Consider the following 15,305-nt stretch of genomic DNA (forward strand, 5'->3'; position numbering starts at 1 on the left):
AACGGACGCTGTGCGTGAAACGCAGGCCCGCCTCGAAGCCCTGGAGCATCGCCATCACGCGCGGCATGTCGCCGATCTCCTGCGCGATGCGAAACAGCGACAGCACGCCCACGGTGTTCAGGTGCTGCCCGCTCCAGTCGGACACGCCCCACGCGTAGAACATGCCGTTGCCCGCGCGTAGCCACAGTTCGTACGCGGGGTTGAATCCGGCGTGGTACGCGCCAAGGTACGCGTCGCCCGCGCCGGCGAGGTACGCGATGCCGTTCATGATAATCTCGTTGAATTCGCCATCGGCGATCTCCGGGTCGTTCGCGAGAAGCGACACGGCCCGGTCGCGGATGCCGTCGCGATAGGCGTCGTAGGCCGGATCGTCCGGCAGCGCGAGCAGCGCGGAGAGGAAGCCGTACGCGAGGCCGTCGGCCATGTCGTTGTTTTGCCCCGTGCGCCACTCAAGCCAATCCAGGTCGCCCGTGCCGGCGATCCACGCCGGGTCGCCGGGCGCGCCATCCTCGATCGGGCGCACCGTGCGAGCGAAGATCGCCGGGTTGTCGGTAATATCGACGCACACGAAAAGGCCTTCGAGCGCGCGGATCATGTTGTCGAGCGCGTCCATGTCGCCGGTCGTCTGATAGCGGAATCCCTGGCTCGCCAGATACGTGCCCGTCCAGAGCGTGGAGTCGTATTCGTCCACCCAGTCCGGCGGGTCTGAGCCGACGATGTGCCGCGCGATCATGCCCGCTTCCATGAGGAACTTTTCGGGCGCCTCGGCGTCGAACAGCGCGGCCTTCTCGCCAAGCGTGTATCCGTACGCGCGTGCGCGCAGCATCGTCTCGGTGAGGCTGATGTCATCGACAATCTTGTTCGCGACGCGCAGCTTCGTCGGATTTTCGCGATACCAGTCAAAGTCCGTGCGGAAGTGTGGGAAGAAATGAATGCCCGCTTCGAACTCGGGGCGGTCGCGGTAGTCGTCGTAGAACGGCAGCGCGTGATAGCCCGACAAGAGCGGATAGATGAGGCCCTGTAGCCAGTCCGGCGGCGCGGGGTGTGAGGCATACCATTCGTCGTCGTAATCGAACACGGGTGTTGCGCCGGACTCGCCGGCGCGCGTGAGCGTTTCCGTCGCGGACACGAGCCCGGCGGGTGTGGATGCGTACGTTGCGGTCAGCGCGTTCGCCTTCGCGGGTGTGAACGCGCCGGTGACGACTTCCTTTTCTTTGTCGTCCTCCGTGCGCGAGAGCGTGTCGACCTGCGTGATGTAATCGTTGCGGCGAAGAGTCACTTCGGCGGTCGCGCCCTCGCCGTCGATCGTCGCGGCGCCTTCCCAGCCGGACCAGACCTCGTAGTCGTCCTCGTACAGGTCGAACGTCAGCGCCGTGTATCGCACGCTTCGCGCGAAGACGACTTCGCCGTCTTTTTCGTAGAATTCGACTTGCCCTTCGTACGCGCCAAGCGTGTCGTCGGTGCCGGCGACGTCCCACACGCCGAGGACGGAATTGTCGATCTCCGTGTCGTCGTCGGTATCGTCGTCATCGTCCGCGTCGTCGTCGTCCGCGTCATCGTCGCCGGTGTCGTCATCCGCGTCGTCGTCGCCGGTGTCGTCATCCACGTCGTCGTCGTCAGCGTCGTCATCGAACGCGGTGTCGTCGTCCGACGGTGCGGTATTATCGTCATCGTCATCGTCGTCGTCGCCGCACGAGCACGAAGCGGCGGAAAGGCAAATCACGAGACACGCGAGAATCGCGAGCAGGTACGGCGTTCGATGGCGCATGGAATGGTTCCCTCAAATGGCGCGGTTGCCCGCAAATCTGCCACCACGCGCGGCAAATGCAAAGCGGCGCGTCAGTCGCTCGCCGTCAACAATCCATATCGCCGCGCAAGCCAGTAGGCGTGCAGGTAATCCGCGCTCGCGTCGATCCAGTTGCCCACGCCGCCGCCGCCCACTTCGAGCGGGTTGTTCGTCCACAGGCATGATGAGGAGTTCAGTTCAAAATACGGGCGCGCGTACAAGGCTTGATGCCGGCCGCCCTGCAGCCAATCGAACTTCCAGAAAAGGGCGGGCAGCGGCGAGGCGCACCAGCCCGGGTCGATGCGATAGTCCGTGTAGAACCATCCCTTGGGATATGGCACCTCACGCAAACCCCAGATCGCCTCTTCGAAGATTTTGTCGTAGCCGGGTCCGGGATCGCCGAAGGCGTATGCGGCGATGGGGAACAACACGTATCGCGTCGCCGGTGTGTTGTGCATTCCGGCCTCCCAGCCGGCGCGGATGAGCGCTCGGCGCGGCGCGTCATCCATCGCGTCGGCGAGCAGTTGCAGGGTCAACATGCCGACCGTGTTGAGATGCTGGCCGCTCCAGTCGGAGATGCCCCACAGATAGAACATGCCGTTGCCGGCGCGCACCCAAAGCTCGTAGGCCGGGTTGAACAGGCTGTCGTAACGCTGCCGATACGTGTCGTCGCCCGTCGCGAGATACGCGATACCGCTCATGATGAGCTCGTTGAACGAGCCGTCCTTGAGCTCCGGATCGTTTTCGACAAGCGCCACCGAGCGCGCGGCAATGCCGTCACGCAGATCGTCGTACGCCGGATCGTCGGGCAAGGTGAGCAGCGCCATCAGGAATCCGTATTCGATCCCCTTGGCCATGTCGTTGTTCTGCCCGGTGCGCCACTCTAGTCCATCCAGATCGCCGGTGCCCGCGATCCAGGCCGGGTCGCCCGGAGTTCCGTCCTCGATCGGGCGCACGGTTCGCGCGAAGATCGCAGGGTCATCGGTGATGTCGACGCAGATGAATAGCGCTGACAGCGCGCGGATCATGTTGTCGAGCGCGTCGGCCTCCCCCGTCGTCTGATAACGAAACGCCTGGCTCGCCAGATACGTGCCCGTCCAGAGCGTGGAGTCGTATTCATCAAGCCAGTCGGGCGGATCGGAGCCGATCACGTATCGCGCGATCATGCCCGCTTCCATGAGATACTTGTCCGGCGTTTCGGCGTCCATCATCGCGGCCTTCTCGCCGAGCGTGTGGCCGAAAGCGCGCGCGCGCAGCATCGTTTCGGTCAGGCTGATGTCGTCCACGATCTTGTTCGCGACGCGAAGTTTCATCGGGTTTTCGCGATACCACTCGTAGTCCGTCCGAAAGTGCGGAAAAAAATGGATGCCCGCGTCAAACTCCGGGCGGTCGCGGTAATCGTCGTAAAACGGCAGCGCGTGATAGTTCGCGAGAAGATCGAAGAGAAGATCGTGCAGCCACGCAGGCGGCGCGGGATGCGAAGGATAAAACGTGTCGTCAAAATCGAAGACGGGCGGCTGGCCGTTTTCGCCGGCGCGCGTCAGCGATTCCGTCGCGGACACGAGGCCCGCGGGCGTCGAGGCGTACGTTGCGGTCAGCGCGTTCGCCTTCGCGGGTGTAAACGCGCCGGTGACGACTTCCTTTTCCTTGTCGTCGTCCGTGCGCGCCAGGGTATCGACGTGCGTCACGAAGTCGTTGCGACGCAACACGACCTCGGCCGTTGCGCCCTCGCCGGCAAGCTCCGCCGTGCCTTCCCAACCGGACCACACCTCGTAAGCACCCTCGTCGGCCACGAACGATTCCGCGGCGTAGTGGACGCTTCGCGCGAAAACGACCTCGCCGTCCTTTTTGTAGAACTCGACCTGCCCTGCGTACGCGCCAAGCGCGTCGTCCGTTCCGGTCACATCCCACACGCCGAGGACGGAATTATCGATCTCCGTGTCGTCGTCGGTATCGTCGTCATCGTCCGCGTCATCGTCGTCGCCGGTATCGTCATCGGACATATCGTCATCCGCGTCGTCGTCGCCGGTGTCGTCGTCAGCATCGTCGTCGAAAGCCGTGTCGTCATCGGACGGCACCGCATCATCGTCATCGTCGTCGTCGCCGCACGAGCAAGAGGCTGCGCCGACGATCGACACAACGCACGCAAGCAAGGTGAACGCGAGACGCCATCGCAAACCCATGACGGACTCCCGGCGAAATCTACGTTAGGCGGAATCTGCCACCGCGCCGGGCAAATGCAAAGCGGAGGAGGGCAAGTTGCGATGTCAGTACCGCGAGCGCCGGCGAGCGGTCAACACCGCCCCACCATGGCGACAAAACCTTCCGAAAAACGGCAAACGATACGCCGATCAGCCCTTCAGCTTCCACGCACCGATCGCAAACGTGACCCAGCCCGCCAGAAACGCGAAGCCGCCGAACGGCGTGATGGCGCCAAGGATGCGCACGCCGGAAAGCGCGAGCGCGTAAAGCGACCCGGAGAAAAGCGCGATTCCGGCGAGGAAGCACCACGCGGCGGTGGACATCCACACATTCGGCGCACGCAGCAAAAGCAGCCCCACAAGCCCAAGCGCAAGCGCGTGATACATGTGGTAGCGCGCGCCCGTCTCCCACACCTCGATGAGATCGGGCGTCGTAACCTTGCGTAGCCCGTGCGCGCCGAATGCGCCGAGCGCGACGGCGAAAAAGCCCATGACGCCGGCGAGGATGAGGACGGTGCGGGCGGTCATCGCGATTCGGAAAACCGAAAAGAGAAAAGAGCAAAGAGAGTCATCGCAAACCTCCGCATTCGATTCGGCATGACCTTACCTCATTCCCCTCTGTGTCCTCTGCGTTCTCCGTGGTTAATTCTTGATCTTCGCCGCCAACTTCGCCGCGCGCAGGGTGTTGCGCATCAGCATGGCGATCGTCATCGGGCCGACGCCGCCAGGCACCGGCGTGATCGCGCCCGCGACCTCCTTCACCGCGTCGAAATCCACGTCGCCCGCAAGCTTCGCCTTGCCGGAGGCCGCGACGCCGACGCGGTTGACGCCCACGTCGATCACGATCGCGCCGGGCTTCACCATGTCCGCTGTGATGGCTCTCGGCACGCCCGCCGCGACGATGAGGATATCCGCGCGGCGCGTGTGCGAGGCGGTGTCGCGCGTGCGCGTGTGCGTCACGGTGACGGTGGCGTTCGCGCCGTTCGCCTTCTGCATCAGCATGATCGCCACCGGCTTGCCGACGATATTGCTGCGCCCCACCACGACGACCTCCGCGCCCTCCGTCTTTCCGCCCGCGCGCAGGATCATCTCCTGGATGCCGGCGGGCGTGCACGGCGGGAAGATCGACTCACCGATGACGAGCCGCCCGACATTGACGGGGTGAAAGCCGTCCACGTCCTTGTTCGGATCGATCGCGTAGAGCACGCGCGTCTCGTCGATGTGTTTTGGAAGCGGAAGCTGCACGAGGATGCCGTGCGTCGCGGGGTCGTCATTGTATTTTTGCACGAGCGCGAGCAGCTCGTCCTCGGTGATCGTCGCCGGGCGCGTCTCCTGCACGGAGTGAAAGCCGAGTTCCTTCGCCGTCTTGTTCTTCGCGGCGACGTAGCTTTGCGAGCCGGGGTCCTCGCCGACAAGGATCGTGACGAGCCCCGGCGTGACGCCGTGCTCCTCGAACAACGAAGCGGTTTCGTCGCGGATTTCGGCAAGAATCTGCCCGCGGATTTCGGTTCCGCTGATGATCGTGGCGGTCATGGGGCCCTCATTTACGCCTCACCATTTCGTCGTATTCCTCGTGCGTCAATTTGATCGTTCGGAGGATATCCATCGTGAGGCTTTTGGAAAACGTACCGGTATGGAACGGCAGCGACACGTTGCGACCGTCGGCATGCCGATAACGTGCGTGGCTCCCGACATGCCGGATTTTCTCAAAGCCGAGCCTGAAAAGAAGGCGCTCGAATTTCTTCGCCGTCAGAAGCGGCAAATGGCTCATCCGCGGACGATTTCTATCTCTTCAAATCCCACAAACTTCGAGGTCACTTCATTTTCGAATTTATCGAGGTCGTCAAGATAAAGCGCGACGACCTCACGCAGATTTTCGCGCAACTCCTCGAGCGTTCTCGCCTCGGTCAGCGCACCGGGAAGCGCGGGAATTTCCGCAACGAACTTGCCCGACTCGTCGTCGCGCCTAACGATCGCCACAAATTTTTGGTGCTGCGCCGTCGCCATGATGCACTCCTGGGAGCGAGTATGCCCTCGAAATTCCTTCGCCTCAACCGTCGAATTTCCCGATTGCCGCGCGCAATCTTCGCGACACGTCCGGCGGCGCGTTTTTCGGCACGTTCGGGTCGATGAGATAGGCCACGTGGATCAGGCCGACGATGCTGTTCGTCAGGAACACCTCGTCCGCGGACGCGAGCGCCGCCTCGGGCACGTCCTCCTCCACGTAAGGGATATCAAGCGAGGCCGCCGCGTCGCGAACGAGCGAGCGCGTCACGCCCGGCAGCAGCCCGCGCGAGTCCGGCGGCGTCGAAACGCGCTCATTGCGCACGACGAACACATTGCTCGACGCGCCCTCGACGACAAACCCGTCCGCGTCGACGAGGATCGTCTCGAACGCCCCGGCCTGACGCGCGCACTCCTTGGCGATGACGTAATCGATAAACGACACCGACTTCAGCGCCGCCGCCGGTGCGCCGTGGCGCGGGTTGATGCGCATCGTCACCGCGGGCACGCCGGACTCGTACACCTCCGGCGGCGGCACGATAAGTTTGCGGCAGCGGATGACCCGCGTCGGCTCGGCGTCGCACGCGAACCCGGGCGCGCCGTCGTGCTCTCCGCGCGTCACCGTGAGACGCACGTACAGATCGCCGCCGCCGTTTTCGGCCACGGTGCGCATGATCGCGTCGCCCATTTCGCGCGGCGACTCGGGAACGCGGATCGCCAAACGCTCACACGCGGCGAAAAGTCGCCGCATGTGCCGATCCAGGGCGACAACGCGCCCGCCGCGGCTGCGCATCGTCTCGAACACACCATCGCCATAGAGAAACCCGCGATCATCGACCGATACGCGCGCGTCGGCGAGCGGAACGAAGCGGCCGTTGAGATAGACGGTGTTCAACGACGGACTTTCACCGCGAAGACGCGAAGGACGCAAAGGGAGGAATGGAACAAATCTCCGTGTCCTCCGTGTCTTCCCTGTGATCCCTGTGTACCGACGAAATCATCGCCCGCCCACCGCGGCGATCATCGCGCGCGCCTTGTCCGCCGTTTCGTCGAGTTCCGCCTCCGGGTCCGAGTCCGCGACGATCCCCCCGCCCGCGTGGAACATCACTTGCCCGCGCGTCATGACGATCGTGCGGATCACCATGTTCAGCGACAGGTCGCCGTTGTAGCCGATGTATCCGAGCGCGCCCGTGTACGGCCCGCGGCGTACCGACTCGAGTTCGTCGATGATCTCCATCGCGCGGATTTTGGGCGCGCCCGTGACCGAGCCGCCCGGAAACGCCGCGCGCAGCAGATGGATCGCGTCCATGCCCTCGTAAAGCATCCCCTGCACGGTGGAGACGGTATGGAACACCGTCGGCAGCTCGTCCACCCACGCGTGATCGTCCACGCGCACCGTGCCGTAATCGCAAACGCGGCCAAGGTCGTTGCGCACCAGATCGACGATCATCGACAGCTCCGCGCGGTCCTTCGTACTCGAAATCAGATCCGCGACAGCATGCGCATTGAAGTCCGCGTCGTCCGCGCGACGGGGACGCGTACCCTTGATGGGGCGCGACTCCACGCGCCGGCCCGTGCGACGTAAAAAAAGCTCCGGCGACGCGGACGCGATCTGAAAATCTCCGCAATCGAGATACGCGCCGTATCGCGACGGCGTCGCGGCGCGCAGGCGGCGGTAAACGTCGAACGGCTCGCCGACAAGCGAGCCCGTAAATCGGCGCGCGAGGTTCACCTGGTAGATGTCGCCGTCGCGGATGTACGCAAGCGCGCGACGCACGCGGTCCAGATACTCCTCGCGCGTGAACGAACAGGAAAGCGTGATCGGCGCGGCGGGCGGCGGATCGTCGTCCACGGCGGATTGGGCGGCTACCGCAACATCGGCCTCGACCGCATCGAGCAGCGGCTCGGGGCTCGCGTCTCCGAACGCGCACGCGGAGGCATACCAGGAACGCGAGAGGTTGTCGTAAACGATGGCGCGGTCGTAGAGCCCAAGCGAGACGAGCGGCAGCTCGGGCTCGCCGTTCGCGCGATGCGGCAGGCGCTCGATCAGCCCGCCGAGGTCGTACGAAAAATATCCGACCGCGCCGGCTAGAAACGGCGCGGGCGCCCCGGCCGGCACCTCGACCGCGCGCTCGCGAAGTACCTCGCGCAGCGCCGCGAAAACGTCCGGGCCGATCGCTCGCCACGTGCCGCCCTCACGCAAACGCGCACCTTCGCGCGTCGCCTCGAAGATGGCGCGCGGCTCCCATAATAGAAAGGAATAGCGCCCGAGCTGCGCGGAGACCTGCGACGAATCCAGAAACGCGAGGCGGTCCCGCCCGCCGAGCGCGCCGGCGAGCGCCGGCGGGCTCGCGTCGATCGAAAGCGCGCGGAACGCGACGCGGCCGCTCACGACGCGCCCCCGCAACGGCCTTCGAAGAAGTTGCGCATGAGGTCCGGGCCGTACGCGGTCATGAACGATTCCGGGTGAAACTGCACGCCTTCAAGCGGCAGCGCCTCGTGGCGAAGTCCCATCAAAACCCCGTCTTCCGTGTGCGCGGTGGCAACAAAGCCCGCCGGCAGCGCGTGCTCGTCCACGACAAGAGAGTGGTAGCGCGCCACGGCGAAGCGGCGCGGCAGGCCCGTAAAAACCCCGCGCCCGTCGTTTGATACCAGCGAAGTCTTGCCGTGGAAGGGGGAACTCCCGTGCGTGACGCGGCCGCCATACGCGAAGGCCAGGCACTGGTGCCCCAGGCACACGCCCAGAAGCGGAATCCGCTTGTCGGCGCAGCCGCGAATGACGTCGTTTGAGATCCCCGCGTCAGCCGGCCCCTTGGGACCGGGCGAAATCACCACGCGGTCCGGGCCGATCGCCAGGGCATCCGCCGCGCTCTGGGCATCGTTGCGCACCACCCGGATGTCCGCGCCCAGCGTGCCGAGCACCTGGACGAGGTTGTAGGTGAACGAGTCGTAGTTGTCGATGACGAGAACGCGCATCCGGGCACCCTTGGTCCGCGCCGGCCGGCCGTGACCGCAAACGGACAAGGGGTATGCCTAAAACGAATCGGAATCGCCCGCAAGGGCGAACGATTCCGCCGTTTCGCGAAACCACCAACCGCTATCGACCGGTATGCGCCTCACGCCTCCCCGCGCCGGGCGAGGCTTTCGTAAATCCGCTCCATCTTGCGCGCGGCCGTTCGCGGATCGTACGACATGTGCACGTGGCGAATCAGGTCCTGGGGTGGAATCGACGCGGGCGCCTCGAAAAACTCCAGGACGCGGCGCGCCAGGCCGCCATCGTCGTGCGCGATCAGCCTGTCGCGCAGCGCCGGCGGAACGACCTCGTTTTGCGGCGACCGGTCAAGCATGAACACGGGAATCCCCCGCCCCATGGCGGCGAGCGCGGTGAGCGCCGTATCCGTCTCCCCGTCCGGCGATTCGCACGGCAGAAGCAGCGCGCTTTGAAGCGCGAGCAATTCGTCGAACGCATTTTGTCCCAGGTGCAGGCTCGCACGGTCGCAAAACGCCGACAGGTGCCGCGCGTAGTAGCGCTCGGCGCGATCGTTCGTGCCCGCCGCGCGCGACACAACAAAAAGATGGAAGTGGATGCGCTCCGAGCGCCCGAGTACCGTCGGCGCGATGTTGATGAGGTGCGGCATCGCGCCGTCGCGCCACAGATCGCCGACGTACATGATATGAAAGGCCGCCGGCGAAAGGGCGAGACGCCGGCAAAGCTCCGCCCGGTCCGCTTTGACGATGCTCGCGTCCACCGCCGGGCGCACCAGATGCACGTCCGCGTCGCCGCGAAGGAGCTTGACGAGCTGCACGTCCTCCTCGCTCGCGGCGGTGACCGCGTCGGCGAACAGCCCCACGCGCCGGTGCGACGGCGGCGAGGGGTGATGCATCAGCGTCTGGATGAACGGCATGCGCGGCGTGGCGATGCGCAAAAGGCGCAACCCCGCGCGCATCACGGCGCCGGGCTCGAAAAGAAAATGGATCGCCGTGAAACGCCCGCGATTGGCGAACAAAAACGCGAACAGCCGCGCCATGTTCGCGTGCCCGCCGAGCGGCCCGAGCGTCGCGGCGGGGTAGATGCGATACGGGCGCAGCACGTTGTCGGTCAGGCCGTAGCCGCGATGCCCGCGCGGCAGCACCACGGCAAGCGTCCCCGGCGCGATGTGACGCGCGAGCGAGGCGACCAGAAGGTTGCCCGCGTCGTGCGTGTTCGTGTGGCGCGGCGACGGCACAAGCAGGATGCGGCGCGGCTCGTCGCGTTCGACAACGGGCATCGACAGGCCGCCGAGCGCGAGGATGGCCACGTGCGCCGCAAAGCCGAGGCCCGCCGCGAGCGCCGCGGTGACGAATCCCGGCGGCGACAGCGCGGCGACGGTCCACGACACGCCGTACGCGCTCACGCCTCCGGCGCCGATTGCGACGAGCGCGCGTCCGGGAATGCGCGCGTCCAGATGGCGGACAAGGAAATACGCGATGGCGCCAAGCGCGGCGACGCACCCCGCGGCGGTCGACCAGGCCGCGCCCTCGACGCCGCCGCGCGGAATCAGGAGCGTCGCGCATCCGGTCTGCACGGCGAGCGCGGTCAGCAATATGCCGGCAGAAACGCCCGGCCGGCCGACGCCGCTCGCGATGCTCGTCCCCACGTTCACGAGAGCCAGCATCGCCATCGTGACTAGCAGGATTTTCGTCGAGGGAACGGCGGGCGCAAAGGTGTCGGGGTATAGCCCGGTGACGATCTCGCCGAGCACCGGCCACGCGGCCAGCACCATGCCCGCCACGGCGGCGAGCGTCATCGTCATCGCGGTCGAGGAGCGCGCGGCCATAAGGCGCGCGGCTTCGGGCGTCGTGCCGCGCAATTTCGCGACGGCGGGGAAGATCACAAGCGCCATCGCGGTCATGAGGAAAAACGGAATCCGTGCGATCGATTGCGCGGCGGTGTAGTAGCCGGCCAGAAGGCTCGCGTTCGCCTCGTGCGACAGGCGCTTCAAAAGCAGCAGATCGTTTGTCATCAGCACGTGCAAAAACAGCGCGACGGTCATGACCGTGACGCCGTACGACGCCAGCCGGCGCGCGCCGAGATCCACGCGCGCGGTCACGCCCCGAAGGTCGATGACGAGCATCGAGGCCAGGAAGACGAACAGTGCGGCGAGCATCGTGCCCGCGAGCGCGCCGTGCACGCCATAGCCGATCGCAACCAGATAAATCACCGTGCCGACGCGCACGACTTGAAATGCGATATCGATCGCCGCCTGCTTGCCGAAGCGCGCGCGCCCGTTGAGATATCCGAGATTGACGGCGAGAAGCGCGTACAGGACGGCGATGATGCCAACCCAGCGAAAAAACAGCGTCATCGCCGCGTCGCGGAAAAACGCGGCGACAAGCGGCGCGGCGAACGCGAACGCCACGCCGACCGGCGCCGCGAACGCAAGCTGCGTAAGCGCCGCAAGCCGCCACACGCCGCCCTCCTGCCCCGGCTTGCCGGCGACGAAGTGGCTGACGGTCTGCGTCGCCCCGACGACGAAAACCATGTTCACGATGGAAAGGACGGCGAAAACGACGCCGTACAGGCCGAATTGTTCGGTCGAGAGCATCCGCCCCATCGCGAGATACAGCGCGTATCCCGCGACAAGGAAAACGATCCTCGATATCAAGAGCGCGCCCGTGCCCGTCCGCATGAGCGAAGAATAGACTGGAAGGCGGGAAGACGGGAAGGCGGGAAGGACATCGCAACCGGTTCCCATGAATACGAACCGCGACCGTCAGGGAGCGGGTCTACCGTTGGAACCGCGACCGTCAGGGATCGGGTCTACCGTTGGAACCGCGACCGTGAGGGAGCGGGTACGCTGCGATGTCAGTCAGCAAGCGCTCTCCCCGTCCGTCCCGACTGACGGCATCTTGGGAATGCCACTTCGCTTCACGGCTCCTTGCGTCCGCTTCTCAGTGAACTTGAAAAACCACACCGGCCGTTGACGCCACGCGGCGACACCCTGGGACCGCAGGTGTCCTCACCTGCTTATATTGCGATTCGAGGATTCCTCCGAAGCAGGTGAGGACACCTGCGGTCCCGGGGATGCGCCTTCGCGGGAAAACATGCCGCCGGTTTTTGAAAGCGCCCCTTGGATACGCAGCAAAATGCACCGCCGGGATACCGCCCGCTTGACTCCCCAGCCTTTGGTATTATCATTTCTCCTACCAACGGGAGCGCACCATGCCGATGACAAAAATCGCCGTGACGATCGACGAAAAAGACGCGGTCGAAATCGATCGCCTCGTCGCCGCCGGCCATTATCCCAACCGCAGCAAAGTCATTCAGGAAGCCCTCAAAAGCATCCTTCGCGATTCAAAAATACGCCGCCTCGCCGCCGAATGCGCCAAGCTGGATCCGGCGGAGGAGCAGGCGATGGCGGAGGAGTTTCTCGGGAGCGATTCATGGCCCGAATACTGAGGGGCGACATTTGGTGGGCTGATCTTGATCCCGTAAAGGGACACGAACAAGCCCGGAAGCGTCCCGTGCTCATCATCAGTCACGGCATCTTCAACAACCGATCCGGTACGATCATCGCACTTGCGATTACGAGCCAGGAACCGCGCGCGGGGTTCCCGCTGACTTATCGTATCGATTCCGCGGGCATGCCGAAAGCATCCTGGGTCAAAATGAGTCAGGTCCGCACGATTTCCATCGAACGGCTCGGGCGGCGGATCGGGAACGTGTCGGGGGACGAACTCGATGAAATCGTTGGCGGTTTTCTGGAATTGATTGCATAGCGAAATCGTCCCTCCTACCGGGCGGGCGTGCAGGCGTTCGATTGTCGCGAATTGCCGCCATTTGCGGGGTTGACACCCACGCCCCCACTGTGGATATTCGTCCCGATGCGACGCTTTGAAGGCCTTTTTATTCTCGTCCTTCTGGGGGTTCCGGGCTAACCGGGGTCCGAGTCGCTAAAGCTCGCGAGAGCGGAAGAAGACCGACCCCGGATTCGGGGGCGGTTTTTTTGTTTTGGAGACCAAGATGCAAAAGCACGAGGACGACACGGCCCGCGCCGAAGCCGAAACCGGAATCGAGGATGCGCCGGGCGACGCCGCGGCCGAATTGACCGAGCGGCAAAAGATGGCGCTCGACGACTCCCGCTTCATCAAGCACAACGGCGCGACCTCGCTGATCCGCTCGCTGGAGTACGAGAACGTCGAGGTCATCTTCGGCTATCCCGGCGGCGCGGTGCTGCCGATCTACGATGCGATCATCGAATCGACGATCCGCCACGTGCTGGTGCGTCACGAGCAGGGCGCCTCGCACATGGCCGACGGTTACGCGCGCGCGTCCGGCAAGGTCGGCGTGTGCCTGGCGACCTCCGGCCCCGGCGCGACGAACCTCGTGACCGGCATCTGCAACGCGCACATGGATTCCATCCCGATGGTTGCCATCACCGGCCAGGTTCCGACCTACCTGATCGGCACGGACGCGTTTCAGGAGGCGGACATCTTCGGCATCACCATGCCGATCGTGAAACATAGCTGGCTCATCAAGGACGCCGAAGAAATTCCGCTTGTCATCCACCAGGCGTTTCACATCGCGCGCACGGGCCGGCCCGGGCCGGTACTGGTGGATATCCCCTCCGACGTGAGCAAGGCGCTCGTCACCTGGAAGCCGAACACGGAAGGGCCGAAGCTCCCCGGATTCAAGCCGAACACCGAGGGCCACCCCAAGCAGATCCGCGCAGCCGTGAGCGTCATCCGCGAAAGCAAAAAGCCCATCATCTACTGCGGCGGCGGCGTCATGCGAGCCGGCGCGGCGCGCGAAATCCGCGACTTGGCCAACGCCATCAACTGCCCCGTCACCACCACGGTGATGGGTCTTGGCGCCTACCCGGAGGACGACCCCAAGTCGCTCGGCATGCTCGGCATGCACGGAACGAGCTACGCGAACTGGGCGATCACCCGCGCGGATACGATCCTCGCGATTGGGGTGCGTTTTGACGATCGCGTCACGGGCAACAAAGCGACGTTCGGGCGCCAGGCGAAGATCGTGCATATCGACGTGGACCCCGCGGAGATCGAAAAAAACGTGCCGGTGAAGGTGCCGATCGTCGGCGACGCGAAGACCGTCTGCCGGCAGATCCTCGACCTGCTCGCCGAGGAGCCGATCCACGAATCGCGCGCCGAGTGGTGGGAGGCGATCGACCAGATTCGCAAGAAATATCCGCTCGACTACGCGCGCAAGCCGCACGAACTGAAGCCGCAATACGCGATTCAGCGCGTTGCGGCGCTCGCGGACCCGGAGGCGATCGTCGCGGTGGATGTCGGCCAGCACCAGATGTGGGCCGCGCAATATTACGGCTTCAAGACGCCCGACCGTTTCCTGTCCTCGTCGGGTCTCGGGACGATGGGCTACGGCCTGCCCGCGGCGATCGGCGCGCAGGTGGCGCGGCCCGACCGGCAGGTCGTTTGCCTGTCGGGCGACGGGTCGATCCAGATGTGCATCCAGGAGCTGGCCGTGATGGCGATCGAGAAGCTGCCCGTGAAGCTCATGATCATCAACAACGGGTACCTGGGCATGGTGCGCCAGTGGCAGGAGCAGATGTACGACCACCGCTACTCGTCGGTCGCCCTGCCCTACGACGCGCCCCCGGATTTCGTGAAGCTCGCGCAGGCCTACGGCATCCGCGGCGAGCGCGTCACCGACGCGGAAAAGCTCGACGACATGCTGCGCGACGTGCTCGCGCACGATGGCCCGGTGCTTCTGGACATTCGCGTGACCGAGGAGGAAAACGTGACGCCGATGGTCAAGCCCGGCGGCTCGGTGCGCGAGCAGGTGGAGGATGAGCTCGTATGAAAATGATGATTTCCGCCACGGTGGAGAACAAGCCCGGCGTGCTGACGCGCATCTCCGGCCTGTTCGCGCGGCGCGGGTTCAACATCGACTCGCTCGCGGTGGGTCCGACGGAGGACCCGGACATCTCGCGCATGACGATCGTCGTCAACCAGGCGCAGCACCCGATGGAGCAGGTCGAAAAGCAGCTCCACAAGCTCGTCAACGTCCTTAAGATCAGCCACATGGACCCGGCGGGCTCCGTCGGCCGCGAGCTGATGCTTTTGAAGGTCCACGCGCCGGCCGCCAAACGCGTGGAGCTGCTCGACATCATCAATACCTTCCGCGGCAAGGTCGTCGATCTTTCGCGCAACACGCTCATCGCCGAGGTCACGGGCGACAGCGAAAAGATGCGCGCGTTTCAGGAAATCATGACGCAATACGGCATCATTGAAATCGCCCGCACGGGCAAGGCGGCGCTCGGGCGCGGCCGTTAAAACGAGGAGCATCGGGT

General features: G+C 64.8%; 13 protein-coding genes. 4 read left to right on the forward strand and 9 right to left on the reverse strand.

Features of this window, described 5'->3' with window-relative positions; all coding sequences use genetic code 11:
* Positions 1–1,839: 1,839 nt before the first annotated feature.
* The 9 genes from K8I61_20525 to K8I61_20565 all read right to left on the reverse strand — a co-directional run bounded on the left by K8I61_20525 (position 1,840) and on the right by K8I61_20565 (position 11,636).
* Entirely contained in the window at positions 1,840–3,969 is a 2,130-nt protein-coding gene (locus K8I61_20525; protein ID MBZ0274429.1) for a hypothetical protein, read from the reverse strand.
* Between the two features lie 168 nt (positions 3,970–4,137).
* Entirely contained in the window at positions 4,138–4,515 is a 378-nt protein-coding gene (locus tag K8I61_20530) for a DUF423 domain-containing protein (protein MBZ0274430.1), read from the reverse strand.
* A 114-nt stretch (positions 4,516–4,629) separates the two neighbouring features.
* Positions 4,630–5,520 (reverse strand): bifunctional 5,10-methylene-tetrahydrofolate dehydrogenase/5,10-methylene-tetrahydrofolate cyclohydrolase, encoded by an 891-nt coding sequence (locus K8I61_20535; GenBank protein ID MBZ0274431.1) that lies wholly within the window; start codon positions 5,518–5,520, stop codon positions 4,630–4,632.
* Between the two features lie 7 nt (positions 5,521–5,527).
* Positions 5,528–5,758 carry a type II toxin-antitoxin system HicA family toxin gene (locus K8I61_20540; protein MBZ0274432.1) on the reverse strand — a complete coding sequence of 77 codons (231 nt, stop codon included), beginning with the start codon at positions 5,756–5,758 and terminating at the stop codon, positions 5,528–5,530.
* Positions 5,755–5,994, reverse strand: a complete 240-nt coding sequence (locus K8I61_20545) for a type II toxin-antitoxin system HicB family antitoxin (GenBank protein MBZ0274433.1) — start codon at positions 5,992–5,994, stop codon at positions 5,755–5,757. The genes K8I61_20540 and K8I61_20545 overlap by 4 nt, the downstream gene beginning before the upstream one ends.
* 43 nt (positions 5,995–6,037) lie before the next feature.
* Positions 6,038–6,886: an aminotransferase class IV gene (locus tag K8I61_20550; GenBank protein MBZ0274434.1), complete on the reverse strand. Its 849-nt coding sequence runs from the start codon at positions 6,884–6,886 to the stop codon at positions 6,038–6,040.
* 102 nt (positions 6,887–6,988) lie between these two features.
* Positions 6,989–8,383, reverse strand: a complete 1,395-nt coding sequence (gene pabB / locus K8I61_20555; protein MBZ0274435.1) for an aminodeoxychorismate synthase component I — start codon at positions 8,381–8,383, stop codon at positions 6,989–6,991.
* Positions 8,380–8,967 (reverse strand): aminodeoxychorismate/anthranilate synthase component II, encoded by a 588-nt coding sequence (locus K8I61_20560; GenBank protein ID MBZ0274436.1) that lies wholly within the window; start codon positions 8,965–8,967, stop codon positions 8,380–8,382. The genes pabB and K8I61_20560 overlap by 4 nt, the downstream gene beginning before the upstream one ends.
* Before the next feature lie 140 nt (positions 8,968–9,107).
* The gene (locus tag K8I61_20565) at positions 9,108–11,636 is read right to left on the reverse strand and encodes an oligosaccharide flippase family protein (protein ID MBZ0274437.1); all 2,529 of its coding nucleotides are present in this window, start codon (positions 11,634–11,636) and stop codon (positions 9,108–9,110) included.
* Positions 11,637–12,193: 557 nt separating this feature from the next.
* On the opposite strand from K8I61_20565, the gene K8I61_20570 reads away from it, so the two are divergent.
* From K8I61_20570 to ilvN, 4 genes are all read left to right on the forward strand, one after another.
* Positions 12,194–12,430: a ribbon-helix-helix domain-containing protein gene (locus K8I61_20570; GenBank protein MBZ0274438.1), complete on the forward strand. Its 237-nt coding sequence runs from the start codon at positions 12,194–12,196 to the stop codon at positions 12,428–12,430.
* Positions 12,415–12,750 (forward strand): type II toxin-antitoxin system PemK/MazF family toxin, encoded by a 336-nt coding sequence (locus K8I61_20575; protein MBZ0274439.1) that lies wholly within the window; start codon positions 12,415–12,417, stop codon positions 12,748–12,750. Before K8I61_20570 ends, K8I61_20575 begins: the two co-directional genes overlap by 16 nt.
* Before the next feature lie 343 nt (positions 12,751–13,093).
* Complete coding sequence (gene ilvB / locus K8I61_20580; protein MBZ0274440.1) at positions 13,094–14,815, forward strand: biosynthetic-type acetolactate synthase large subunit; 1,722 nt, start codon at positions 13,094–13,096, stop codon at positions 14,813–14,815.
* The gene (ilvN, locus tag K8I61_20585) at positions 14,812–15,288 is read left to right on the forward strand and encodes an acetolactate synthase small subunit (GenBank protein MBZ0274441.1); all 477 of its coding nucleotides are present in this window, start codon (positions 14,812–14,814) and stop codon (positions 15,286–15,288) included. The genes ilvB and ilvN overlap by 4 nt, the downstream gene beginning before the upstream one ends.
* Positions 15,289–15,305: the final 17 nt, after the last annotated feature.

This window comes from bacterium, from assembly GCA_019912885.1.
GTDB lineage: Bacteria > Lernaellota > Lernaellaia > JACKCT01 > JACKCT01 > JAIOHV01.